19 protein-coding genes are annotated in these 23416 nt (G+C 59.6%); 11 read left to right on the top strand and 8 right to left on the bottom strand.

The window, feature by feature from the left end:
- The first annotated feature begins 48 nt into the window (after nucleotides 1-48).
- The 6 genes from rpoB (at nucleotide 49) to WM42_RS04725 (ending at nucleotide 11332) form a co-directional block, all read left to right on the top strand.
- Nucleotides 49-3543, top strand: coding sequence for a DNA-directed RNA polymerase subunit beta (rpoB, locus tag WM42_RS04750; RefSeq protein WP_062035917.1), 3495 nt, complete (start codon nucleotides 49-51; stop codon nucleotides 3541-3543).
- A gap of 136 nt (nucleotides 3544-3679) precedes the next feature.
- Nucleotides 3680-7672 (top strand): DNA-directed RNA polymerase subunit beta', encoded by a 3993-nt coding sequence (locus WM42_RS04745; protein ID WP_062035914.1) that lies wholly within the window; start codon nucleotides 3680-3682, stop codon nucleotides 7670-7672.
- A 274-nt stretch (nucleotides 7673-7946) separates the two neighbouring features.
- Nucleotides 7947-8570 carry an ECF transporter S component gene (locus WM42_RS04740; RefSeq protein WP_062035912.1) on the top strand — a complete coding sequence of 208 codons (624 nt, stop codon included), beginning with the start codon at nucleotides 7947-7949 and terminating at the stop codon, nucleotides 8568-8570.
- Nucleotides 8571-8585: 15 nt separating this feature from the next.
- Nucleotides 8586-9998: an ABC transporter ATP-binding protein gene (locus WM42_RS04735; protein WP_062035910.1), complete on the top strand. Its 1413-nt coding sequence runs from the start codon at nucleotides 8586-8588 to the stop codon at nucleotides 9996-9998.
- A complete protein-coding gene (locus WM42_RS04730) occupies nucleotides 9991-10761 on the top strand; it encodes an energy-coupling factor transporter transmembrane component T family protein (RefSeq protein ID WP_062035908.1) in 771 nt (256 codons plus the stop codon). Before WM42_RS04735 ends, WM42_RS04730 begins: the two co-directional genes overlap by 8 nt.
- 19 nt (nucleotides 10762-10780) lie before the next feature.
- Nucleotides 10781-11332: a nucleoside/nucleotide kinase family protein gene (locus WM42_RS04725; RefSeq protein WP_062035905.1), complete on the top strand. Its 552-nt coding sequence runs from the start codon at nucleotides 10781-10783 to the stop codon at nucleotides 11330-11332.
- Here the strand turns inward: WM42_RS04725 and WM42_RS04720 are convergent.
- Nucleotides 11313-12053 (bottom strand): anaerobic ribonucleoside-triphosphate reductase activating protein, encoded by a 741-nt coding sequence (locus WM42_RS04720; protein ID WP_235591319.1) that lies wholly within the window; start codon nucleotides 12051-12053, stop codon nucleotides 11313-11315. The two genes, WM42_RS04725 and WM42_RS04720, sit on opposite strands and share 20 nt — an antisense overlap.
- The gene (locus WM42_RS04715) at nucleotides 12010-13803 is read right to left on the bottom strand and encodes a ribonucleoside triphosphate reductase (RefSeq protein WP_062035903.1); all 1794 of its coding nucleotides are present in this window, start codon (nucleotides 13801-13803) and stop codon (nucleotides 12010-12012) included. The genes WM42_RS04720 and WM42_RS04715 overlap by 44 nt, the downstream gene beginning before the upstream one ends.
- A gap of 673 nt (nucleotides 13804-14476) precedes the next feature.
- Between WM42_RS04715 and rpsL the strand changes: the two genes are divergently transcribed.
- From rpsL to WM42_RS04690, 5 genes are all read left to right on the top strand, one after another.
- Nucleotides 14477-14848: a 30S ribosomal protein S12 gene (rpsL, locus tag WM42_RS04710; protein WP_046646811.1), complete on the top strand. Its 372-nt coding sequence runs from the start codon at nucleotides 14477-14479 to the stop codon at nucleotides 14846-14848.
- Nucleotides 14849-14854: 6 nt separating this feature from the next.
- A complete protein-coding gene (gene rpsG, locus WM42_RS04705) occupies nucleotides 14855-15322 on the top strand; it encodes a 30S ribosomal protein S7 (protein ID WP_042529270.1) in 468 nt (155 codons plus the stop codon).
- Nucleotides 15323-15670: 348 nt separating this feature from the next.
- The gene (gene fusA, locus WM42_RS04700) at nucleotides 15671-17800 is read left to right on the top strand and encodes an elongation factor G (protein WP_062035900.1); all 2130 of its coding nucleotides are present in this window, start codon (nucleotides 15671-15673) and stop codon (nucleotides 17798-17800) included.
- 418 nt (nucleotides 17801-18218) lie between these two features.
- Nucleotides 18219-19409, top strand: a complete 1191-nt coding sequence (gene tuf / locus WM42_RS04695; RefSeq protein WP_061920476.1) for an elongation factor Tu — start codon at nucleotides 18219-18221, stop codon at nucleotides 19407-19409.
- A gap of 112 nt (nucleotides 19410-19521) precedes the next feature.
- The gene (locus WM42_RS04690) at nucleotides 19522-20241 is read left to right on the top strand and encodes a hypothetical protein (RefSeq protein ID WP_062035899.1); all 720 of its coding nucleotides are present in this window, start codon (nucleotides 19522-19524) and stop codon (nucleotides 20239-20241) included.
- On the opposite strand, the gene WM42_RS04685 is transcribed toward WM42_RS04690, so the two are convergent.
- The 6 genes from WM42_RS04685 to WM42_RS04660 are packed head-to-tail and all read right to left on the bottom strand — an operon-like array spanning nucleotide 20238 to nucleotide 23302.
- Nucleotides 20238-20804, bottom strand: a complete 567-nt coding sequence (locus tag WM42_RS04685; protein WP_062035897.1) for an Asp23/Gls24 family envelope stress response protein — start codon at nucleotides 20802-20804, stop codon at nucleotides 20238-20240. The two genes, WM42_RS04690 and WM42_RS04685, sit on opposite strands and share 4 nt — an antisense overlap.
- A complete protein-coding gene (locus tag WM42_RS04680; RefSeq protein WP_062035896.1) occupies nucleotides 20797-21372 on the bottom strand; it encodes a DUF6286 domain-containing protein in 576 nt (191 codons plus the stop codon). The genes WM42_RS04685 and WM42_RS04680 overlap by 8 nt, the downstream gene beginning before the upstream one ends.
- The gene (locus WM42_RS04675; protein ID WP_062035895.1) at nucleotides 21365-22201 is read right to left on the bottom strand and encodes an Asp23/Gls24 family envelope stress response protein; all 837 of its coding nucleotides are present in this window, start codon (nucleotides 22199-22201) and stop codon (nucleotides 21365-21367) included. Before WM42_RS04675 ends, WM42_RS04680 begins: the two co-directional genes overlap by 8 nt.
- A complete protein-coding gene (locus WM42_RS04670) occupies nucleotides 22201-22395 on the bottom strand; it encodes a DUF2273 domain-containing protein (protein ID WP_061920486.1) in 195 nt (64 codons plus the stop codon). The genes WM42_RS04675 and WM42_RS04670 overlap by 1 nt, the downstream gene beginning before the upstream one ends.
- A gap of 11 nt (nucleotides 22396-22406) precedes the next feature.
- A complete protein-coding gene (locus tag WM42_RS04665) occupies nucleotides 22407-22745 on the bottom strand; it encodes a hypothetical protein (RefSeq protein WP_062035894.1) in 339 nt (112 codons plus the stop codon).
- Between the two features lie 29 nt (nucleotides 22746-22774).
- On the bottom strand, nucleotides 22775-23302 hold the full coding sequence (locus WM42_RS04660) for an Asp23/Gls24 family envelope stress response protein (RefSeq protein WP_062035892.1): 528 nt from the start codon (nucleotides 23300-23302) through the stop codon (nucleotides 22775-22777).
- Nucleotides 23303-23416 lie beyond the last annotated feature (114 nt).

Raw genomic sequence — 23416 nt, 5'->3', positions numbered from 1 at the left:
AGCGGTTTTGCACCTCGTCGGCCAGGGCGGGGAGGCAATCCGCGTGAGGTGCTGGAAGGACCCATCTTGGCAGTCTCCCGCCAGACCAAGTCAGTGGCCAATATCCCTGGAGCCCCGAAGCGATACTCGTTCGCGAAAATCAACGAGCCTATCGCCGTCCCGGGCCTCCTCGATCTACAACTCGATTCCTTCGCATGGCTGATCGGCTCGCCAGAGTGGCGCGAGCGCGAGCAGGCTGAGCGCGGTCCCGAGGCTCGCGTCACCAGCGGCCTCGAGGACATCCTTGAGGAACTGTCTCCGATTCAGGACTACTCGGGCAACATGTCCTTGTCCCTGTCGGAGCCTCGCTTCGAGCCGGTGAAAAACACCGTCGACGAGTGCAAGGAAAAGGACATCAACTACTCCGCGCCGCTGTACGTGACCGCAGAGTTCATCAACAACGACACCCAGGAGATCAAGTCTCAGACCGTCTTCATCGGCGACTTCCCGATGATGACGGACAAGGGTACGTTCATCGTTAACGGTACCGAGCGTGTCGTCGTTTCCCAGCTCGTTCGCTCCCCGGGCGTCTACTTCGATCAGACCATCGATAAGTCCACCGAGCGTCCGCTGCACTCCGTGAAGGTGATTCCTTCCCGCGGTGCATGGCTGGAATTCGACGTCGACAAGCGCGATACCGTCGGCGTCCGCATCGACCGTAAGCGTCGCCAGCCGGTAACCGTACTGCTCAAGGCCCTTGGTTGGTCCGAGGAACAGATCCGTGAGCGCTTCGGCTTCTCCGAGTTGATGATGTCCACCCTCGAGTCCGATGGTGTGGCAAACACTGACGAGGCTTTGCTGGAGATCTACCGCAAGCAGCGTCCGGGCGAGCAGCCGACCCGCGAGCTCGCGCAGTCCCTGCTGGATAACTCCTTCTTCCGTGCAAAGCGCTACGACCTCGCAAAGGTGGGCCGTTACAAGGTCAACCGCAAGCTGGGTCTGGGCGGTGACCACGATGGTCTGATGACCCTGACCGAGGAAGACATCGCTGTCACCCTCGAGTATCTGGTACGCCTGCACGTAGGTGAGCGTGAGATGACCGCTCCGAACGGCGAGACCATCGCCATCCACACTGACGACATCGACCACTTTGGTAACCGTCGTCTGCGTACCGTCGGCGAGCTCATCCAGAACCAGGTCCGCGTTGGCCTGTCCCGTATGGAGCGCGTCGTTCGCGAGCGCATGACTACTCAGGATGCGGAGTCCATCACTCCGACCTCCCTTATCAACGTGCGTCCGGTTTCTGCTGCTATCCGCGAGTTCTTCGGTACCTCGCAGCTGTCCCAGTTCATGGACCACAACAACTCCCTGTCTGGTCTGACCCACAAGCGCCGTCTGTCTGCGCTGGGCCCAGGCGGTCTGTCCCGCGAGCGCGCCGGCATTGAGGTCCGAGACGTGCACGCTTCTCACTACGGCCGTATGTGCCCGATTGAGACTCCGGAGGGCCCGAACATTGGTCTGATTGGCTCCCTGGCCTCCTACGCTCGCGTCAATGCTTTCGGCTTCATTGAGACCCCATACCGCAAGGTTGTTGACGGCAAGGTCACCGACGAGGTCGAGTACCTCACCGCTGATGAGGAAGATAAGTACGCAATTGCGCAGGCGGAAATCGAGAAGGAAGCTGACGGCACCATCGTCGGCACCCGTATCGAGGTCCGCCTGAAGGACGGCGACATCGGAGTTACCGACGCTTCCGGCGTCGACTACGTTGACGTTTCCCCGCGCCAGATGGTTTCCGTGGCAACCGCCATGATTCCGTTCTTGGAGCACGACGACGCTAACCGTGCGCTGATGGGCGCTAACATGCAGCGCCAGGCAGTGCCGCTGGTGCGCTCCGAGGCACCTTTCGTTGGTACCGGTATGGAGCAGCGCGCTGCATACGACGCCGGCGACCTCATCATCACCCCGAAGGCTGGCATCGTAGAAAACGTCACCGCCGATCTCATCACCATCATGGATGACGAGGGTCAGCGTGACACCTACATGCTGCGCAAGTTCGAGCGCACCAACCAGGGCACCAACTACAACCAGACCCCGCTCGTCGAGCTGGGCCAGCGCGTAGAGGCCGGCCAGGTTCTGGCTGACGGCCCGGGTACCCACAACGGCGAGATGTCCTTGGGCCGCAACCTGTTGGTTGCCTTCATGCCTTGGGAAGGCCACAACTACGAGGATGCAATCATCCTGAACCAGCGCATCGTCGAGGACGATGTTCTGACCTCCATCCATATCGAGGAGCACGAGATCGATGCTCGCGATACCAAGCTGGGTGCCGAGGAAATCACCCGCGAGATCCCGAACGTCTCCGACGATGTTCTGCGCGACCTCGACGAGCGCGGCATCATCCGCATCGGTGCGGACGTCCGCGCAGGTGACATCCTCGTCGGTAAGGTCACCCCGAAGGGTGAGACCGAGCTGACCCCGGAGGAGCGCCTGTTGCGCGCCATCTTCGGTGAGAAGGCACGTGAGGTTCGCGATACCTCGATGAAGGTTCCACACGGTGAGAACGGCAAGGTTATCGGCGTTGCGCGCTTCTCCCGCGAGGACGACGACGATCTGGCACCGGGCGTCAACGAGATGATCCGCGTTTACGTCGCTCAGAAGCGCAAGATCCAGGATGGCGATAAGCTCGCTGGCCGTCACGGCAACAAGGGTGTCGTGGGCAAGATCCTGCCGCCAGAGGACATGCCATTCATGGCTGACGGCACGCCTGTCGACGTCATCTTGAACACCCACGGTGTTCCGCGTCGTATGAACATCGGCCAGGTCCTCGAGGTCCACCTCGGCTGGCTTGCCCACGCCGGCTGGAAGGTCGACGTTGATGACCCAGCTAACGCTGAGCTGCTCAAGACCCTGCCGGAAGAGCTTTACGACGTCCCGGCTGGTTCCCTGACCGCAACCCCGGTCTTCGACGGTGCTTCCAACGAGGAGATCGGCCGCTTGCTGGCTTCCTCCCGCCCGAACCGCGACGGCGACGTCATGGTTGACGAGCACGGTAAGGCACAGCTTTTCGATGGCCGCTCTGGCGAGCCGTACAAGTACCCGGTTTCCGTCGGCTACATGTACATGCTCAAGCTGCACCACCTGGTCGACGAAAAGATTCACGCTCGTTCCACCGGCCCTTACTCCATGATTACCCAGCAGCCGCTGGGTGGTAAGGCGCAGTTCGGTGGCCAGCGCTTCGGCGAGATGGAGGTGTGGGCAATGCAGGCTTATGGCGCTGCCTACACCCTGCAGGAGCTGCTGACCATCAAGTCTGACGACGTCGTCGGCCGTGTGAAGGTCTACGAGGCAATCGTGAAGGGCGACAACATCCCGGATCCAGGTATCCCGGAGTCCTTCAAGGTCCTCCTCAAGGAGCTGCAGTCGCTGTGTCTGAACGTGGAGGTTCTCTCCACCGACGGCACGCCGATGGAGCTGTCTGGCTCTGACGATGACGACATGGATAGCCCGTCGCTGGGTATTAACCTTTCGCGCGACGAGCGCGCTGACGCCGACATCGCATAGCACGCTTGAGCTCAAGCGTGAGAGCTTACGGTCCTAGCTGGTAGCTCCCGAGCTACCAGCAGGGCACACTATTTGAGAATTTTTTAAAGCCATCAACGTTCCCCACACTCGCGTGGGGATGAAAGGGAGACATTACGTGTTTGACGTAAATCTCTTCGACGAGCTCCGCATCGGTCTGGCCACTGCCGATGACATTCGCCGTTGGTCCAAGGGCGAGGTTAAAAAGCCTGAGACCATCAACTACCGCACCCTGAAGCCGGAAAAGGACGGCCTGTTCTGCGAGCGCATCTTCGGCCCAACCCGTGACTGGGAGTGCGCTTGCGGTAAGTACAAGCGCGTTCGCTACAAGGGCATCATCTGTGAGCGCTGCGGCGTCGAGGTCACCAAGTCCAAGGTTCGCCGTGAGCGCATGGGCCACATCGAGCTGGCTGCTCCGGTAACACACATCTGGTACTTCAAGGGCGTTCCTTCCCGCCTGGGTTACCTTCTGGACCTTGCTCCGAAGGACCTGGAGCGCATCATCTACTTCGCAGCCAACATCATCACCTCTGTTGATGAAGAGGCTCGCCACAACGACCAGTCCACCCTGGAAGCAGAGATGCTTCTGGAGAAGAAGGACGTCGAGGAAGACACCGAGTCTGAGATCGCAGAGCGCGCTGCCAAGCTCGAGCAGGATCTGGCTGAGCTGGAGGCTGCTGGCGCAAAGGCTGAAGCACGCCGCAAGGTCCAGAACGCTGCTGACAAGGAGATGCAGCACATCCGTGAGCGTGGCGAGCGCGAGGTCGCACGCCTGGATGAAATCTGGAACACCTTCCTGAAGCTGGCTCCGAAGCAGATGATCATCGATGAGACCATCTACGAAGAGCTCGTTGACCGCTACGAGGATTACTTCACCGGCGGCATGGGTGCTGAGGCTATCCAGACCCTTATCCGCAACTTCGACCTCGAGGCTGAGGCCGAAGAGCTGCGCGAAGTCATCAACAATGGCAAGGGCCAGAAGAAGATGCGCGCGCTGAAGCGTCTGAAGGTCGTAGCAGCCTTCCTGCGCTCCGGCAACGACCCGGCAGGCATGGTCCTGGATGCGATCCCGGTTATCCCGCCGGAGCTGCGCCCGATGGTTCAGCTCGACGGTGGCCGTTTTGCCACCTCCGACCTGAACGACCTGTACCGCCGCGTTATCAACCGCAACAACCGCCTGAAGCGCATGATTGATCTCGGCGCTCCTGAGATCATCGTTAACAACGAGAAGCGCATGCTGCAGGAATCTGTTGACGCGCTCTTCGACAACGGCCGTCGCGGCCGCCCGGTCACCGGACCTGGCAACCGTCCGCTGAAGTCTCTGTCTGACTTGCTCAAGGGCAAGCAGGGCCGTTTCCGTCAGAACCTGCTGGGTAAGCGTGTTGACTACTCCGGCCGTTCCGTTATTATCGTCGGCCCGCAGCTCAAGCTGCATGAGTGTGGTCTGCCGAAGCTGATGGCTCTCGAGCTGTTCAAGCCATTCGTCATGAAGCGCTTGGTCGAAAACGACTATGCACAGAACATCAAGTCTGCAAAGCGCATGGTTGAGCGCCAGCGTCCAGAGGTTTGGGACGTTCTGGAAGAGGCTATTTCCGAGCACCCGGTTATGCTCAACCGTGCACCTACGCTGCACCGTCTGGGTATCCAGGCCTTCGAGCCGAAGCTGGTCGAGGGTAAGGCAATTCAGCTGCACCCGCTGGCTTGCGAGGCGTTCAACGCTGACTTCGACGGTGACCAGATGGCAGTTCACCTGCCGCTGTCCGCAGAGGCACAGGCTGAGGCTCGTGTCCTCATGCTCGCTTCCAACAACATTCTTTCCCCGGCATCCGGTAAGCCGCTGGCTATGCCGCGTCTGGATATGGTCACCGGTCTTTACTACCTGACCATGGACAAGGCAGAGGGCGAGATCGGCGGCGAGGGCCGCTACACCGAGGCGACCGAAAACGGCCCTGCAACTGGCGTTTACTCCTCCTACGCTGAGGCCATCATGGCTCGCGACCGCGGCGTCCTGGGCCTGCAGGCACCAATCAAGGTCCGCATCTCCCACCTGCGTCCACCGGCTGAGATCGAGGCTGAGCAGTTCCCTGATGGTTGGCAGAAGGGCCAGGCTTGGATGGCGCAGACCACCCTTGGCCGCATCATGTTCAACGACTTGCTGCCGTGGAACTACCCGTACCTCGAGGGCGTCATGGTCCGTAAGGGCGGCGCCAAGAACTCCGTACTGCTCGGTGACGTCATTAACGACCTCGCTGCTAAGTACCCGATGATCACCGTTGCCCAGGTTCTGGACAAGATGAAGGATGCCGGTTTCTACTGGGCAACCCGTTCTGGCGTGACCATCACCATGGACGACGTTCTGGTCCTTCCGAACAAGACCGAGGTTCTCGAGTCTTACGAGAAGGAAGCACAGCGCATTGAGCGCAAGTACTGGGAGCAGGGTGCGCTGACCGAGCGTGAGCGTTACGACCGCCTGGTTGAGCTCTGGAAGGACGCTACCGACACCGTTGGTAAGGCAGTCGAGGATCTCTACCCGGATGACAACCCGATTCCGATGATCGTTAAGTCTGGTGCAGCGGGTAACATGCGTCAGATCTGGACCCTGGCCGGCATGAAGGGCATGGTCGTGAACTCCAAGGGTGACTACATCACCCGTCCGATCAAGACCTCCTTCCGTGAGGGTCTGTCGGTCTTGGAGTACTTCAACAACTCGCACGGTTCCCGTAAGGGCCTGGCCGATACCGCACTGCGTACCGCGGACTCCGGCTACCTCACCCGTCGTCTCGTCGACGTGGCACAGGACGTCATCGTCCGCGAAGAAGACTGTGGCACCCGCCAGGGCGTCCGCGTTCCGCTGGGCGAGTGGGCTGGCGACAAGTTGGTTCCACACGAGCTGTGGGAGACTTCCGCATCCGGCCGCGTCGTCGCGTCCGATGTGAAGGCTGAAGATGGCACTGTCGTTGCTGAAGCAGGTTCTGACCTGACCGAGGAACTGACCGAGAAGATCTTGGCTGCCGGCATCGCCGACATCAAGGTTCGCTCCGTCCTTACCTGCCAGACGCCAGCCGGCGTTTGTGCGAAGTGCTACGGCAAGTCCATGGCCTCCGGCCAGCTCGTCGACATCGGCGAGGCGGTCGGCATCGTGGCTGCACAGTCCATTGGTGAGCCGGGTACCCAGCTGACCATGCGTACGTTCCACCAGGGTGGTGTCGGTGGCGACATTACCGGCGGTCTGCCACGTGTTCAGGAGCTGTTCGAGGCTCGTAACCCGAAGAACCGCGCGCCGATCGCATCCGTTGACGGCACCGTGTCCCTGTCCGATGAGGGCAACTTCTGGACCCTGACCATCACTCCGGATGACGGTTCCGACAACGTCGTCTACGAGAAGCTGTCGAAGCGCCAGGGCCTGGCACAGGTCCGCCGCCCGATGGAGTCCAACCCGGACGCAATGATCGAGCGTTCCCTGCGCGACGGTGACCACGTCACCACCGGCGAGCGCCTGATGCGTGGTGCGGCTGATCCGCACGACGTCCTCGAGGTCCTCGGTCGCCGCGGCGTCGAGAAGCACCTCATCGACGAGGTGCAGGCCGTTTACCGTACCCAGGGTGTTGCCATCCACGACAAGCACATCGAGATCATCATCCGCCAGATGCTGCGTCGCGGTACCGTCATTGACTCCGGCTCCACCGACTACCTGCCGGGCGTTCTGGTTGACCTCTCTGAGGCCAAGCAGGTCAACGCCGCACAGGTTGCCGAGGGCGGCGAGCCAGCTCAGCTGCGCTCCGAGATCATGGGTATCACCAAGGCATCGCTGGCTACCGAGTCCTGGCTGTCCGCGGCCTCCTTCCAGGAGACCACGCGCGTGCTTACCGACGCCGCTATTAACAAGCGCTCCGATCAGCTCATTGGCCTGAAGGAGAACGTCATCATCGGTAAGCTCATCCCGGCTGGTACCGGTATCTCGCGTTACCGCAACATCTCCGTTAAGCCGACCGAGGCCGCACGCAACGCTGCGTACTCGATCCCGACTTACGGCGATTCCATCTACGGCGACGATGGATTCGGTGAGTTCACCGGCGCATCCGTCCCGCTGGATGAGGACTTCACGTTCTAAGTCCACCCCCGCGCGATGCCCCAGCTTTCTGGGTATAACGCTGCGGCTTTGAGAGGCTCCATGCTTTTAGGCATGGGGCCTTTTTACTTTTGCTAGCATTAGTGGGTCCAAGTTGACGAAGTCATCTAATTACACAGCGAACACGGGTGCTTTCTCCCTCCTTAGACCGAAACTCAGGAACAACCATCGCAGCAGTTTGCGCGGGAGAAGGCTGAGACCCCACATATGGGAACCGTTGCACCTGATCCGGGTAATACCGGCGCGAGGGAGGAAAATGTCTACTTCACCTGCATCTTCGGCACGCACTGCACACACGGCTGGAAAGCCCAACCGCCGCTGGCGGGTCGTCGACATCGTCGTGGCTGCGGTCTTGTCCGTGGCGTGTGGCCTGATTTTCTTGTTCTGGAACACCGCGGGTTATGCCGGCTACGAGGCTCTCGATGCCTTTACCCCTGGCCTGGGCGGTTTGGCCTCTGGCATCTGGTTGCTGGGAGGCGTGCTCGGTGGGCTCATCATCCGCAAGCCGGGAGCGGCGCTCTTCGTGGAGCTGCTCGCTGCCTGCGTCTCCGCCGCTCTTGGCTCCCAGTGGGGCGCGGCAACCTTGCTCTCTGGCTTCGCCCAGGGCATCGGCGTGGAGATTGTCTTCGCCATTTTTGCCTACCGTTCATTTAACCTGCTTGTTGCCACCATCGCTGGCCTTGCCGCCGGCGTCGGTGCATGGACTTTGGAGCTCTTCACAGCCGGCCACCTAGCCCGTTCCGTTGAATACAACATCATCTACTTGGTGTGCACCTGCCTCTCCGGCGCAATCCTCGCCGGTGTGCTGGGCTACTTCACGGTCAAGGCGCTCGCGGCCACTGGCGCGCTCGACCGCTTTGCTGCAGGCCGCGAGTCTTAAGAAGCATTTTCAAGAATGGTTTCTGGAACAGGCATCCGCGTTAAAGGTTTTGGCTGGACTCATGCCGGGCGCGCAGAGCCGGCGTTGCGGGATGTTGCTTTCCACGTCGAGCCCGGCGAACGAATTCTGCTGTGCGGTGACTCCGGTTCTGGCAAGTCCACGCTCTTGGCGGCTCTTGCCGGAGTGCTCGGCGGCGACGAGGAAGGTGAGCAGGTAGGAGAGATCCAGCTCTTCGGAGCTGATACCGCGGGCAATGGTGAGTGGCCTGGTGAAGGCATGCCAGTGGGGCTGGTCCTGCAGGATCCTGATTCCCAAGTAATTTCCTCGCGAGTGGGCGACGACGTTGCTTTCGGCTGCGAGAACCTTGGCCTCGAACGCTCTGAGATTTGGCGCCGCGTCGACCAAGCCTTGGAGCTGGTGGGTCTTGACCTTCCACGTGACTATCCCACCGCTCGGCTTTCCGGTGGCCAGAAGCAACGCTTGGCTTTGGCGGGCGTGATGGCGATGGGCGCAGGACTTATCTTGTTGGACGAGCCCACGGCGAACCTCGACCCAGAGGGCGCCGATTCGGTGGTTCGTGCGGTGACCCAGCTAGTGGAGCGCACCGGCGCCACGCTCATCGTGGTTGAGCACCAGCCAGATAGATGGCGTCACTTGCTGCAACGCGGACTACTCATCGAGGATGGGCAGGTTGCGCTTGACGCTTCCGTGGGCGAGGTGCTGGAAGCACGCGCCCAAGCGATGCCCACGCTGCCGCAGGCTCGCGTTCCACAAGACGTATCCAGCCTTGAGCCAGCGATGTGGTCGAAGGATTTGGCTACCCGCTTTGGCCCGCCGCGTACCTTTGAGCTTCCCTCGACAGCTTCGACCGTTGTGACAGGTCCCAACGGGGCGGGAAAGACCACCTGGCTGGAAACCATGGCCGGGCTGTTGCCGTATACGTCGGGTGAGGTGGGCGTCGCCGAGCACGTGCGTCGCGGCCTCAAAGGAGACCCGGCAACGTGGAAGTCGCGCGAGCTCGCGCATCGCATTGGGTACGTGTTTCAGAACCCAGAACATCAATTCGTCGCGCGCAGCGTTGCCGATGAGCTGCGCGTGGGACCCCGAGTGATGGGCGAGGAGGTCCCAGAAAAGCGCATCTCGGAATTAGTGGAGCGCCTGCGTTTGGGGCAGCTGCTTGGCGCCAACCCCTTCACCCTTTCGGGCGGAGAGAAACGGCGCCTTTCGGTGGCGACAGCATTGGTGAGCGCGCCGGCGGTTCTGTTGCTTGATGAGCCGACGTTCGGCCAGGATCCGCAGACCTTCGCGGAACTGGTGTGGATGCTGCGCGAGTTAAGCGATGAGGGAGTGACCATTGCCTCGGTAACCCACGATCCCCTCTTCATTGCGGCTCTCGGTGACCACCGCGTGGAGGTGCCGCGTGCCTAATATCTTGTCCGGCGTAAACCCATTGACGCGGGTTTACCTTATGCTGGCGCTGACCTTGCCGTTGTTTCTCTCGGTGGATTGGGTCTCCGCCGCGGTTTCTTTGGTCATCACCTTCGTATTTGCGCCGCTGTGTGGGGTTAGTTTGGGAAAGCTCATAAGGAGCGGATGGTTCCTGTTTATCCTCGCCGCACTGTCTGGCGTTTCGATGTTGCTGTATGGCGCCGAGGGCGGGGAGGTTTACTTCCGGCTTTGGCTCATCGTGGTTTCGGAGAACTCGGTGCGCCTTTCGGTGGCGATGATGCTGCGTGTGCTCGCGGTAGCGCTGCCAATGATTGTCCTCGCGCGCGACATTGATTCCACACGCTTAGGCGACGCCCTGGCGCAAAACCTTCGCCTGCCTTCGCGTTTTGTTATTGGCGCGGTCGCCGGTGTGCGCATGGCGACGCTGTTTCGAGACGACTGGGATTCCATGGCTCGTGCCCGGAGGGCTAGGGGATTGGGGGATCGCGGCAAGGTTAAGCATTTGCTTACGATGTCCTTCGGCCTTTTGGTAGTGGCGCTGCGCCGCGGAGGCAAGCTCGCCACGGCGATGGAGGCCCGTGGTTTCGGGCGCACGCCGTTGTATTCGCCGGCGCGCACGTGGGCGCGCGAGTCGCGTGTGAGCAGGATAGATTGGCTGATTATGTTAGCCGGTTCACTTTTGGCAGCGGTGCCGGTGGTAGCGTCGGTAGTTACAGATTCCTGGAGATTCTTCGGTCTATAAGACGAAAGGGCCACGAAGCATGGACTTCGACAGTCAGCTCGACCGCCTCATCGAGGATGTCATCAAGGCTGCCGCGACGCGCAAGAAACCCTTCAAGCCGGTGACGGTGCTCATCGATGGGCCATCGGGTGCTGGCAAGACGTGGGCCTGCGCCGCCCTCGCCGATAGAGCAGGCTGGCGTGTGGTGCACCTGGACGAGTTCTATCCCGGTTGGCACGGCCTTGAGCAGGGCTCCCAGATGGTTGCCGAACAGGTGCTGCGCGGGGCCAATCCTGGCTACTGGCGCTGGGATTGGGAAGCCAATGCGCCCGGTGAATGGGCGAGTTTGGACGCGCGCGATGACCTCATCGTGGAGGGAGTCGGTGCGGTTACCCCAGAAAATATCGCCGCCGCTAAGGAGCGTGGCACCGTAATTACGGTGCGCCTCGACGGCCCGCGCGAAAAGCGCTATGAGCGAGCCATCGAGCGAGATCCGGACTACGCAGAGTGGTTCGAGACCTGGGAGGCACAAGAGAAGGTTTACTTCTCCGAGCGCGCCACCGACGCCGAATTTACGTGGGAATGGCAGTAGCTTCCGCCCCGCAGTAGACGCCGTGCTTGTCGACGTCGTGCGCCCACTGGAGCACCAGCTTAAGTCCCTGTTGCGCAACGCGTTCTTCCAGCTCGGGAAGCCGTGCCTCTATACAGGAGCCGGGCCACAAAGTGGTGCGGGCCTGTAGTTTTAGCCGCCCTGCCCGGGCGCTTTCTGCCAAAAGATAAAAGGACTCCCACATCCGCTGCGCTTGGGCGCGGCTGCAGCCGGTGACCTGTGGCAGATCATCTGGCAAGGCCTTGACATCGATGCCTATCCAATCTGGCCGCGTCAGGGGGTTATTCACGAGCTTTTCCAACCTGCTCGGCAGGTATCCGCTCGTGTGGAGGCCAACCTCAAAGCCAGCCGCGTGGGCTTCAGCTATCGCTTGCGGCAGCCCGGGCGCGGAAAGTGGCTCGCCGCCGGAAAAGACCACGCCGTCGAGAAGCCCATGGCGCTTGGATAGCAAGGAAAACGCGTCCTGCCAGCTATAGCTTCCCGGCACAAAGGCCTGCAGCTGCGGGTTATGGCAATAGGTGCACCGCAGCGGGCAGCCGTTGAGGAACAACGTCATGGTCAGGTGATCTGGCCAATCTGATGCCGAGAAGGGGATGAGCCCGCCAATCGGCAGCTGCGTTCTGGAACTTAGCTTCGGCGCTTGCAACGACGGCGCAGTCTTAAACGCCGGCCGCAAGCCTCTCGTCGAAGTACTGGCGCTCATGGAACTCTCCCTTCTTGCCCGTGTTGAAGCTGGAGACTGGCCGGAAATAGCCCATCACGCGCGTCCACATCTCAGTGCTGGAACCGCAGTCGGGGCAGTGCGGATGCTCGCCGGAGATATAGCCGTGGGAGTTACAGATGGAAAAGGTCGGCGTGATGGTGACATAGGGCAGTCGGAAGTTCTCCAGCGAGCGGCGCACGAGGTTCGCGCACGCCTTACCGGAGGACATTGCTGAGCCCATGTAGAGGTGCAGCACGGTGCCGCCGGTGTATTGGGTCTGCAGGTCCTCTTGGGCTGCAAGTGCGGTGAAAGGATCGGGAGTGTGCGCGACGGGCAGTTGCGAGGAATTGGTGTAATACGGTTCTTCTGCGGTGCCGGCATGCAGTATGTCTGGATAACGCTTCAGATCTTCGCGGGCGAAGCGGTACGTAGCGCCCTCGGCAGGTGAGGCTTCAAGGTTATAAAGGTGCCCGGTTCTTTCCTGGGCGTCGACAAGCAGTGCGCGAACCCGCTCCAGCAGACGCAGAACCTGTGCGTGGCCGCACGGATCGGTGAGATCGTAGGCGTCGGCAGTGAAGTTACGGATCATCTCGTTGCAGCCGTTGACGCCGATGGTGGAGAAGTGGTTATCCAAGCTGGGTAGCCAACGCTTGGTATAGGGGAAAAGACCTTTCTCCAAACACTTGTTAACAAAGGCGCGGCGGCGCTCGAGCGTGTCGACGCCGAGATCTACCAGCTCTGCGACGCGCGCCAATAGCGCCTCCTCGTCGCCGCGGTAGAGGTAGCCCAGGCGTGCGCAGTTGAGCGTGACCACGCCGATGGAGCCGGTCAACTCGGCCGAGCCGAACAAGCCATTGCCGCGCTTTAATAGCTCGCGCAGGTCCAGCTGCAGCCGGCAGCACATGGAACGAATCATGCCTGGGTCTAGATCAGAGTTGAGGAAGTTCTGGAAGTAGGGCAGCCCGTACTTCGCGGTCATACTAAACAACGCCTCGGCGTTCTCGCTGTCCCAATCGAAGTCCGGGGTGATGTTGTAGGTGGGGATAGGAAAGGTGAAAGGCCTACCGTCCGCGTCGCCGGCGGACATCACCTCGATGAAGGCACGGTTGATGATGACCATCTCCGCCTCCAAGTCGCCGTAACAGAAGTCGACGGGCTCGCCACCGATGAGCGGTACCTGGTCGCGTAAGTCGGCAGGGCAGTGCCAATCGAAAGTGAGGTTTGTAAATGGCGTCTGCGTGCCCCAGCGGGAAGGCACGTTCAAGTTGAAGATGAACTCCTGCATGTGCTGGAGCACCTGGCCGTAGCTGAGGTTATCCAGCCGCACGAAAGGCGCCATGTAGGTATCGAAGCTGGAGAAGGCCTGCGCGCCTGCCCACTCGTTTTGCAGAGTGCCCAGGAAGTTGACGATCTGTCCGCACGCGGAGGAAAAGTGCTTCGGTGGTGCTGAAGAGATAGTGCCTGGAACGCCACCGAATCCCTCTTCTAGAACTCGGCGCAGTGACCAGCCAGCGCAATAGCCGCTGAGCATGTCTAGATCATGGATGTGAATATCACCGGCTCGGTGTGCACTTCCCGCGGCTGGCGTAAAGACCTCATCTAGCCAGTAATTGGCGGTTACTTTGCCAGCGTTGTTAAGAATCAACCCTCCTAGCGAGAAATCCTGATTGGCATTGGCGTTGATGCGCCAATCGCGCCGGCCCAAGTACTCTTCGATGGAATCTGCGACGTTAATGGTCCGTGAACCCATGTAGTTCTTCCCTTCGTTATGGAAATGGAGCGCTGGTACAGCGAAAAGCTCGCTGCCTTTCCAGCTCTGATGGCACGCCCAGGCGTGCATGTGGGGGAATTAGGTGGCAACTGCAGTCATGTGGGAGGACTTGCGGCAAGCCGGGATGCCAAAAAGCCACCACGCAGCGCCGGGCGACACGAAATAACATAGCTGTAATTTCTTCCGGGGCGAGCAACTAAAACACAAGATATTCGCACTAATGGGTTTATCGTTTCTATATATAGTGGTTCGAATGTTGAAACGCCGACGGGGCGTGTGCCTATTTAGTGGATGTGATTGTTGTCCCTATAGGCCTCGCCTAATGCCCGATTTTGGGTGGGGATCAAAGTTCCGGGGAATTTGTCACAGGCGGGCTTGGGTGGGGTGTGGCGTCGTCAAGCGTTGCGTAATTGACTGCCTGCGGTGATGGAAAGAAAAGCCAGGTAGATGAAATTTGGATGTTTTGTGTGTCGCTGCTATTGTTCGAAGAGGTTTCGCCTTCATGTAGGGCGAAAAGTCTGATCGATTAATCGGCTTGAATGGCTGATTGATGTTCTGGACACGCGGAAGGGCCCCGGAAAAGAGCCCCTATTTTTGCGTGTTTGGGCAGCATCGGTCAGTTCAGCCGAAGTCATACAGAAAGACTAGATTTATGCCAACTATTCAGCAGCTGGTCCGTAAGGGCCGCCATGATAAGCGCTCCAAGGTCGCAACCGCAGCGCTGAAGGGCTCCCCTCAGCGTCGTGGCGTTTGCACCCGCGTTTACACCACCACCCCGAAGAAGCCGAACTCTGCACTGCGTAAGGTCGCTCGTGTTCGCCTGACCTCCGGTATCGAGGTTTCCGCGTACATCCCAGGCGAGGGCCACAACCTGCAGGAGCACTCCATGGTGCTCGTCCGCGGCGGTCGTGTTAAGGACCTCCCGGGTGTTCGTTACAAGATTATCCGTGGCGCACTGGATACCCAGGGCGTTAAGGACCGCAAGCAGGCTCGTTCCCGCTACGGTGCAAAGAAGGGACAGTAATCAACAATGCGTAAGAATGCTGCTCCGAAGCGTCCTGTAGTTAAGGACCCGGTATACAACTCCGAGCAGGTCACCATGCTCGTGAACAAGATCCTCCTCGATGGCAAGAAGTCCACCGCAGAGCGCATCGTCTACGGTGCACTCGAGGCTTGCCGTGAGAAGACCGGTACCGACCCAGTCGGCACCCTGGAGAAGGCTCTGGGCAACATCCGCCCGGACCTCGAGGTTCGCTCCCGCCGTGTCGGTGGTGCTACCTACCAGGTGCCAGTTGAGGTTAAGCCGGCTCGCGCTAACACCCTCGCTCTGCGTTGGTTGGTGACTTTCACCCGCCAGCGTCGTGAGAACACCATGATCGAGCGTCTCGCTAACGAGATCCTGGATGCATCCAACGGTCTTGGTGCTTCCGTGAAGCGTCGTGAAGATACCCACAAGATGGCTGAGGCAAACCGCGCCTTCGCACACTACCGCTGGTAATTTTCCAGCGTATGCCTATGGTCCGAGCAACGTAATAGTTTTGCTGAACAGTTCCACCCGCTTTCTGCGGTTGAAACTGCAAACATAACTTCATATCGTTGCTCGGGCCATTTTTCTAAGCTGGTGTCTTCTCCTTGTGGGCAGACGGCTAGCTTGGGGAGGCGGGCTACATAAAGGTGTATTAAGGTGCACCGCTGGAAGTTTTAGTAGCCCTGCGGCTGCTAAGACGGCCGAGACGTGGCAAAATTAATAAAGACCTATCCATGCGGACGGATTGGTGCTGGAACCTCGCTTTGAAAGCGGGGAACCGGCGCGAAGCGTCCACGATAAATAAGTTGGGGTAAAACCGTGGCACAAGAAGTGCTTAAGGACCTTCACAAGGTCCGCAACATCGGCATCATGGCTCACATCGATGCTGGTAAGACCACCACCACCGAGCGTATTCTCTTCTACACCGGTATTAACCGTAAGGTCGGCGAGACGCACGATGGCGCATCCACCACTGACTGGATGGAGCAGGAGAAGGAGCGCGGTATCACCATTACCTCCGCTGCTGTTACCTGTTTCTGGGACAACAACCAGATCAACATCATCGACACCCCGGGTCACGTTGACTTCACCGTTGAGGTCGAGCGTTCCCTGCGTGTCCTGGATGGCGCTGTTGCTGTCTTCGACGGCAAGGAAGGCGTTGAGCCGCAGTCCGAGCAGGTGTGGCGTCAGGCTGCTAAGTACGACGTTCCGCGTATCTGCTTTGTCAACAAGATGGACAAGCTGGGCGCTGACTTCTACTTCACCGTTCAGACCATTATCGATCGCCTCGGCGCTAAGCCACTGGTTCTGCAGCTGCCAATCGGCGCTGAGGACGACTTCGACGGTGTCGTTGACCTGCTGAACATGCGTGCCATCACCTGGCGCGGCAAGGTCGAGACCGGTGCTGAGCCGACCATCGAGGAGATCCCTGCTGACCTGCAGGAGAAGGCTGAAGAGTACCGCGAGAAGCTGCTCGAGGCTGTTGCTGAGTCTGACGAAGAGCTCATGGAGAAGTACTTCGGCGGCGAGGAGCTGACTCTTGACGAGATCAAGGCAGCCATCCGCAAGATGACCATCAACTCCGAGATCTACCCGGTTCTGTGTGGTACCGCTTACCGCAACAAGGGCGTTCAGCCGCTGCTCGACGCAGTCGTTGACTTCCTTCCGAGCCCGCTGGACGTCGGCGAGGTCATTGGCCACGCTGTTGGCAACGAGGAAGAGCAGGTTACTCGTAAGCCGGCTGTTTCTTCCCCGTTCTCCGCACTGTCCTTCAAGATTGCTGCACACCCGTTCTTCGGCCAGCTGAACTTCGTTCGCGTTTACTCCGGCCAGGTCTTCCCAGGCACCGAGGTGCTCAACTCCACCAAGGGTAAGAAGGAGCGCATCGGTAAGCTGTTCCAGATGCACGCCAACAAGGAGAACCCTGTTGAGCAGGCTGACGCAGGTAACATCTACGCAGTTATCGGCCTGAAGGAAACCACCACGGGCGACACCCTGTGCGACAAGGACAACCCAATCATCCTCGAGTCCATGGACTTCCCGGAGCCGGTTATCAAGGTTTCCATCGAGCCAAAGACCAAGGCTGACCAGGAGAAGCTGGGTACCGCTATCCAGAAGCTCGCTGCTGAGGACCCAACCTTCACCGTCGAGCTGGATGAAGAGACCGGCCAGACCGTTATCGGCGGCATGGGCGAGCTCCACCTCGACGTTCTGGTTGACCGTATGAAGCGCGAGTTCAAGGTCGAGGCAAACATCGGTAACCCACAGGTTGCTTACCGCGAGACCATCCGCAAGACGGTTCAGTCCCTGGACTACACCCACAAGAAGCAGACCGGTGGTTCTGGTCAGTTCGCAAAGGTCATCGTCACCATCGAGCCTTACAACCCGGACCCAGAGACGCTGGAGGAGGGCGAGTCCGCAACCTACAAGTTCGAGAACGCCGTCACCGGTGGTCGCGTTCCGAAGGAGTACATCCCTTCCGTCGACGCTGGTATCCAGGACGCAATGCAGTACGGCTACCTCGCTGGCTTCCCGCTGGTTAACATCAAGGCAACCCTCGAGGACGGCGCTTACCACGACGTCGACTCCTCCGAGATGGCCTTCAAGCTCGCTGGCTCCCAGGTTCTGAAGGAAGCTGTTGCTAAGGCAAAGCCAGTCCTTCTTGAGCCGGTCATGGCCGTTGAGGTTGTTACCCCTGAGGAGTACATGGGCACCGTTAACGGTGACATCAGCTCCCGTCGTGGCCAGGTCTTCGCTATGGAAGACCGCTCCGGCGCAAAGGTTGTCAAGGCAAAGGTTCCGCTGTCCGAGATGTTCGGTTACATCGGCGACCTGCGTTCTTCCACCGCTGGCCGCGCAAACTTCACCATGGTCTTCGATTCCTACGCTGAGGTTCCTTCCTCCGTTGCAACCGAGATCATCGAAGAGCGCACCGGCAACAAGGCCTAACTAGCCTTAAGGCAATCGCCACCCCCTCACGCTTCAGCCCCGCATACGGCTGGTAGTCTTTGCCAGTAGATTCCAGTTGCGGGGCGGGGCAAGAGCTTGCAGCTTTTCTCCCGCGTGAGGCAACTGGTTGGGTAGCGGTTGGCTGAACTTGCACTTGCAAAAAGTGTTGGTTGAGCCGGCCGTTACCCTCCCAGGATCCGTTATCAGATTCTTGTCGAGGGTCAACGACCGCACAACATGCGCGGGGTTACCTCCTATTTAGGCGGTTTGAAAAAACTGCGGCATAAATCTAGGATCGTGTAACTGGCACGTAAAGAAAGCGTCATTAGCGCTTCGGAGTTTTCGTTCCAAGTGCCAATGACATTAACCAACCACGTGGCTGCCTATGCAGCCGCCATAGAGTCCAGGAGGACAAACAGTGGCAAAGGAGAAGTTCGAGCGTACGAAGCCGCATGTTAACATCGGCACCATCGGACACGTCGACCACGGCAAGACCACCACCACCGCAGCGATCACCAAGGTTCTGGCTGACCAGTACCCTGAGGAGAACACCGCTTTCGCATTCGACATGATCGATAAGGCTCCTGAGGAGAAGGAGCGCGGTATTACCATCAACATCTCCCACGTTGAGTACTCCACCCCGAAGCGCCACTACGCACACGTTGACGCTCCGGGCCACGCCGACTACATCAAGAACATGATTACCGGTGCTGCTCAGATGGACGGCGCTATCCTGGTTGTTGCTGCAACCGATGGCCCGATGCCGCAGACCCGCGAGCACGTTCTTCTGGCTCGCCAGGTTGGCGTTCCTTACATCCTCGTTGCACTGAACAAGTGCGACATGGTTGACGACGAGGAAATCATCGAGCTCGTCGAGATGGAGATCCGCGAGCTGCTCGCTGAGCAGGACTACGACGAGGAAGCTCCGATCGTTCACATCTCCGCTCTGAAGGCTCTTGAGGGCGACGAGAAGTGGGTACAGGCTGTTGTCGACCTCATGCAGGCTTGCGATGACTCCATCCCGGATCCGGAGCGCGAGCTGGACAAGCCGTTCCTGATGCCGATCGAGGACATCTTCACCATCACCGGCCGCGGTACCGTTGTTACCGGCCGTGTTGAGCGTGGCTCCCTGAACGTCAACGAGGACGTCGAGATCATCGGTATCCAGGAGAAGTCCATCTCCACCACCGTTACCGGTATCGAGATGTTCCGCAAGATGATGGACTACACCGAGGCTGGCGACAACTGTGGCCTGCTTCTGCGTGGTACCAAGCGTGAAGAGGTTGAGCGTGGCCAGGTTGTTATCAAGCCGGGCGCTTACACCCCTCACACCCAGTTCGAGGGTTCCGTCTACGTCCTGAAGAAGGAAGAGGGCGGCCGCCACACCCCGTTCATGGACAACTACCGTCCGCAGTTCTACTTCCGCACCACCGACGTTACCGGCGTCATCAAGCTGCCTGAGGGCACCGAGATGGTTATGCCTGGCGACAACGTCGAGATGTCCGTCGAGCTGATCCAGCCGGTCGCTATGGACGAGGGCCTGCGCTTCGCTATCCGCGAGGGCTCCCGCACCGTCGGCGCTGGCCGCGTTACCAAGATCATCAAGTAAGAGCATTTGCTTGAGCGTTTAAAGTAACGCCCTTTAAAGCCACCGCTTTCCCTTTCCGGGAAGGCGGTGGCTTTTTGCGTGTCTTGCTCCCGCGCCAGTTAAGCTATGAGCCATGCTTGATCCCACACGCATCGACCGCACCCTGCAGGCTCTGAAAGCTGCGTGGGAAGGTCAGCCGGAGCTGCCCTTGGGCACGCTGTTTGCAATGCTGGCCAACCAAGGCCTCGGATGGGGTGCTGACGACGCGGATATGGTTCGTGCGTTGGAGCAAATGGCGCGGTTGCATCCACCGACACTGCCGCTTGGCGACGGCCGCGTGGAGGAAGGATTGTGGCTACTCGTCACCCAGCGTGAGCGCGTGACTATTGACGAGGCAAATGTGGTCATTCGCCGTACCAGCGATGATGGTCCGCGGCAGCCGGTGGCGTGGCAGTACTCGGCTGTTCGGCCAGTGGGGCCTGGTCGACCTCTTGTTATCAAGGACTCGGAGTCCATCGAACATCGCTTTGGCGTAGTGGAGTCAATTACCCGCCTAAAGCAAGATTCACGCCAGCTCAGCGGGTTGAAAAGGCGCAACGTAGGGGAGCGGGCGTGGCTTATCCGCACCGAGCTGGAAACCATCCTTTTGGACCACGGCTTACATGCATTTAAAATTGCACGGCGCTGCCTGCAACGTGCTGACTATTCCTGGAAGCAGATTCTGCAGTGTAGTCCCGGGAAGCCTTTGCAAGTATCGCTGTCACGTGGGGTTACGCATGAATTTGGGGCGGTCACCGAGGTACTCCTCGCTGAATCCGCCCCTGATATCGCCGTCGATGGCTACATTGGCTAGTCCTTTAGTGCCTTAACCTGGCTAAAGTGCAGCTTGTACACGGTATCTAGATTGGCATCGGGGAAGGCTGCGCGGAAGTCCTTCTCGCTGGTTTCGACTGCCTTGGTTAGCTCATCTAGTGGCATATCCGCGCTGGCTTCTATCTTGTATTGCAAGGTCGGCCGCGCACGGTCATAGGCCACCAACCGGTGAACCTTCTCGACTCCGTCGAGAGCATCAAAGCTTTTGGCCACGGCACCAGCAATAGCTTGCATATTGGTGGAAATGGCGCCTTCATCATTCGAAGAATCGGATGCGACGTTGTTGAAGCGCCGGTGGCGCAAGTTCGCCACGATGAGCCAGATGCCGGCTACCGCTAGGAGCATGGTGGCTGCACCCAGCGCTACCGGCCACCAACTAGCGCTAGGCAGCGCTGCCCAAGCGTCGTGATCAACCCAGCGTGCCAGGGAAGTGGCGAAGGGAACCCCGAAATGGATGAGGATCGGCCAAAGCCCTAGCGCAATGAGGACCACGGCGATGAGGAATAATAGGAAACGGTCGAATGCTGCCAAGCCCTTAGACATGATTATCGACCTCCGGGAGATTTTCTGCCTTTACTTTTAGCTGGGGGGTGCGCTCCAACGAGGAAAGGGCTTGCGATACAGCCTCTTCCACGCGGCCGACCAACAGATTGTCCTCAGTGTCGCCGTTGACGGTGATATCGACGCCGATCTTCTTCTTGCTGATGACTGCGCGGCTACGGGCAGCACTGACGCCGGGCACGCGGCGCGCAGCTGCTGAGGCCACGCGCGCGATGTCTACCGAGCGCAGCCACATCGAGGCGGTGTCGGAGGCGAGCCTGGTGTGGGTCTTTTTGCGTGGCTTGAACACAGCAATGAGGAAGATGAGGCCGATGGCAATAGCGATGCCGCCGCCTATCAGCATCCAAGTTTCGACCGCGTCCTGTGACATCACGTCGATGAAAGGCTGCAGCCAGGAATCAGCTTTAGTGCTGACAGCCCACGTTTCCCTTCCGAGAAAAGCTGCGGCGCCCAAGCAAACGATTCCGAGGACAACGGCCCATTTACGGGCTGCGGGGGATGCCGCCGGACTTTGGCCAAAGCCCTGCGGGAGAGCATCTTTCTTAGACATCCTGACCCCCTCTGTACATCGGTCTAATTGTGATTTCACGCAGTGGCTGTGGACGGGGCGCTACGACATGCCGAACCGGCGCGGTACCTTGCAGCGAGGGCTGGCGGACAGGTGCTGGCTCGGGTACGTGGACTGTGCGCAGCGCAACCGGGCGGGGAGCACTTACCGGACGCGGCTGCAGCGGCCGAGGAGCGGCCACGCTGCGTACCGCCACGGGATTGGGAGCGGCGACAGGGCGGATGTGGCTAGGCGTGGGCGGCTTTACCTGCAAAAGCCTAGTTGGCTCCGGGGCGTGTACGGACGCGACATGAAGCGGAGCGCTGTCAGCGTCGATAGAGCGCACCGTTTGCGGGGCAGGCGCATCTATATTGCGTATTGGCACCGTATGGTTGGTGGTTATCGGTTTAAGCTGGCGCTCCGGAAGTGACCGCGGAGTGATTGCCCGTGGCGTTTGTCGCGCGTCGACGGCAGGGCCTGACACGCGCTCGCCCGGTACTGCTGCGGCAACGGTGACGTTGACGCGGGTGGTGCGGTAGCCGGTATAGGCCGCAACCCATTCCTCGATGGCTTTGCGGGTCGACTTCGCTACGTCTGTGACAGGACTCGGCCAGGTCACCGCGATCGAGGCATCCACCGCTAGCACCTCGGAAGCAGGATCGCTCTGGATAAGCAGGCGCGGAAATGCGCGCCCAGCTAAGCCGGCGAGCTTGGCGTCGATGGCTTCGGTCCCGGGGACGGAAGCGATGGCGCTAGTGACAATGTGTTCGAGAGCCTTGTGCGTAAACCGCAAGGTGCCATCAGTGCGCTGTTGTGGCGTGGCAGATGGCATTATCCCTGCCCTTTATCCTTGCCGATAATTCCATACCACACGGCGGTGAGGTCGATACGGCCGTCGAAGTGCGCACCTACAACACCACCGATGGCGGCAAGCAGGATGGCCAACACCGTGGGCCACAGGCCAAGGTGGATGAAAAAGGCCAAAACCAGACCGGCAACAATGCCCAGCGTGGAGTAGTTCTTCATAATCTTCCTTCTTAATCTTCCAGTGCGCTGCTTAAAGCATCAGCCACGACGACATCAACGCGTTGCAGTCCCGGGCAGGCCTCGAGCGCCGCGGTGCGGGCGGCGTCCGCGATTGTGGCAACCGGAATGCGCTTCGCGACGTCGATTACAAGGTGTACCTCGATATGGCTATTGTCGCGCGGACTCGGGCGCTTTATGCCGCCGATGCGCTTGCCGGGGTAAAGCAACGCAACTTCGCCGAAAGAACCGGGATGCAGCTTGGCGACGCCCTGGATGGCTGCTACTGAGTCGACGATGCGATGTGCAGCAGCGGCATCTAGTTCAAAGCGCTCCGGAGAGGACTCCATCATTTAAAAACTGCCTTAGTCTTTGAAAAGGTTTATTCCTGGCCCTGTGCCAAAGCGTTGTTGGAGGCCTGCTCGCCGGCAGTGTCTTCCTTTGGCAGTTTGACGTCGTGGACCACAACGTCAACGCGCTCAACGCCCAGGCCGGTCATGCGCTCGACAGCGTTCATGATGTTGCGGCGGATAGCCTCAGCCAACTCGTGGATGGCAACACCGTACTCAGCGATGATGGCAACTTCGATGGTGGCAACAGCGTTGTTGACCTGAACCGTAACGCCCTGGCGCACATCCTCGGATGCGCCGAAGGACTCACGGATGGAGCCCATCATGCGAGCGCCGCCGCCGCCCAGTGCGGCGACTCCGGAAACCTCGCGGGCGGCGATGCCAGCGATCTTGGAAACCACGGCGCCGTCGATAGTGGTGGTGCCGTACTCGGTTTCCAGGTTCTTGTTGACCTCCGGGGCAGCAGCGGCGGTGTTTGCCTGCTCGGTGGAAGTTGCTGCGTTCTGTGCGGTGTTCTGGGCAGCGTTCTGATCAGTATTCGCTGGGGTATTAGCGGTCATTGTGCTTATTCCTTATCTATAGGGACTTGATTGCGGGAAGTTTCGCCTTAACAAGAAAGCTACCTTTCCGAGCCTATATCTGAATGCGGACATTGTGGGGTGCTGAGGTGCAAT

Source organism: Corynebacterium simulans, assembly GCF_001586215.1.
In the GTDB taxonomy this organism is placed as follows: Bacteria; Actinomycetota; Actinomycetes; order Mycobacteriales; family Mycobacteriaceae; genus Corynebacterium; species Corynebacterium simulans.
This window is presented reverse-complemented; position numbering and strand designations above follow the sequence as displayed.

Bases quoted from the DNA above. Each gene is read 5' to 3' on its own strand.
- WM42_RS04735 (WP_062035910.1), top strand. From the start codon at position 8,586: ATGGTTTCTGGAACAGGCATCCGCGTTAAAGGTTTTGGCTGGACTCAT.
- WM42_RS04720 (WP_235591319.1), bottom strand. From the start codon at position 12,053: ATGAGCGCCAGTACTTCGACGAGAGGCTTGCGGCCGGCGTTTAAGACT.
- WM42_RS04660 (WP_062035892.1), bottom strand. From the start codon at position 23,302: ATGACCGCTAATACCCCAGCGAATACTGATCAGAACGCTGCCCAGAAC.
- rpsG (WP_042529270.1), top strand. From the start codon at position 14,855: ATGCGTAAGAATGCTGCTCCGAAGCGTCCTGTAGTTAAGGACCCGGTA.
- WM42_RS04685 (WP_062035897.1), bottom strand. From the start codon at position 20,804: ATGTCTAAGGGCTTGGCAGCATTCGACCGTTTCCTATTATTCCTCATC.
- rpsL (WP_046646811.1), top strand. From the start codon at position 14,477: ATGCCAACTATTCAGCAGCTGGTCCGTAAGGGCCGCCATGATAAGCGC.
- WM42_RS04690 (WP_062035899.1), top strand. From the start codon at position 19,522: ATGCTTGATCCCACACGCATCGACCGCACCCTGCAGGCTCTGAAAGCT.
- WM42_RS04740 (WP_062035912.1), top strand. From the start codon at position 7,947: ATGTCTACTTCACCTGCATCTTCGGCACGCACTGCACACACGGCTGGA.
- WM42_RS04665 (WP_062035894.1), bottom strand. From the start codon at position 22,745: ATGATGGAGTCCTCTCCGGAGCGCTTTGAACTAGATGCCGCTGCTGCA.
- WM42_RS04670 (WP_061920486.1), bottom strand. From the start codon at position 22,395: ATGAAGAACTACTCCACGCTGGGCATTGTTGCCGGTCTGGTTTTGGCC.
- WM42_RS04680 (WP_062035896.1), bottom strand. From the start codon at position 21,372: ATGTCTAAGAAAGATGCTCTCCCGCAGGGCTTTGGCCAAAGTCCGGCG.
- WM42_RS04675 (WP_062035895.1), bottom strand. From the start codon at position 22,201: ATGCCATCTGCCACGCCACAACAGCGCACTGATGGCACCTTGCGGTTT.
- WM42_RS04725 (WP_062035905.1), top strand. From the start codon at position 10,781: ATGGACTTCGACAGTCAGCTCGACCGCCTCATCGAGGATGTCATCAAG.
- WM42_RS04715 (WP_062035903.1), bottom strand. From the start codon at position 13,803: ATGGGTTCACGGACCATTAACGTCGCAGATTCCATCGAAGAGTACTTG.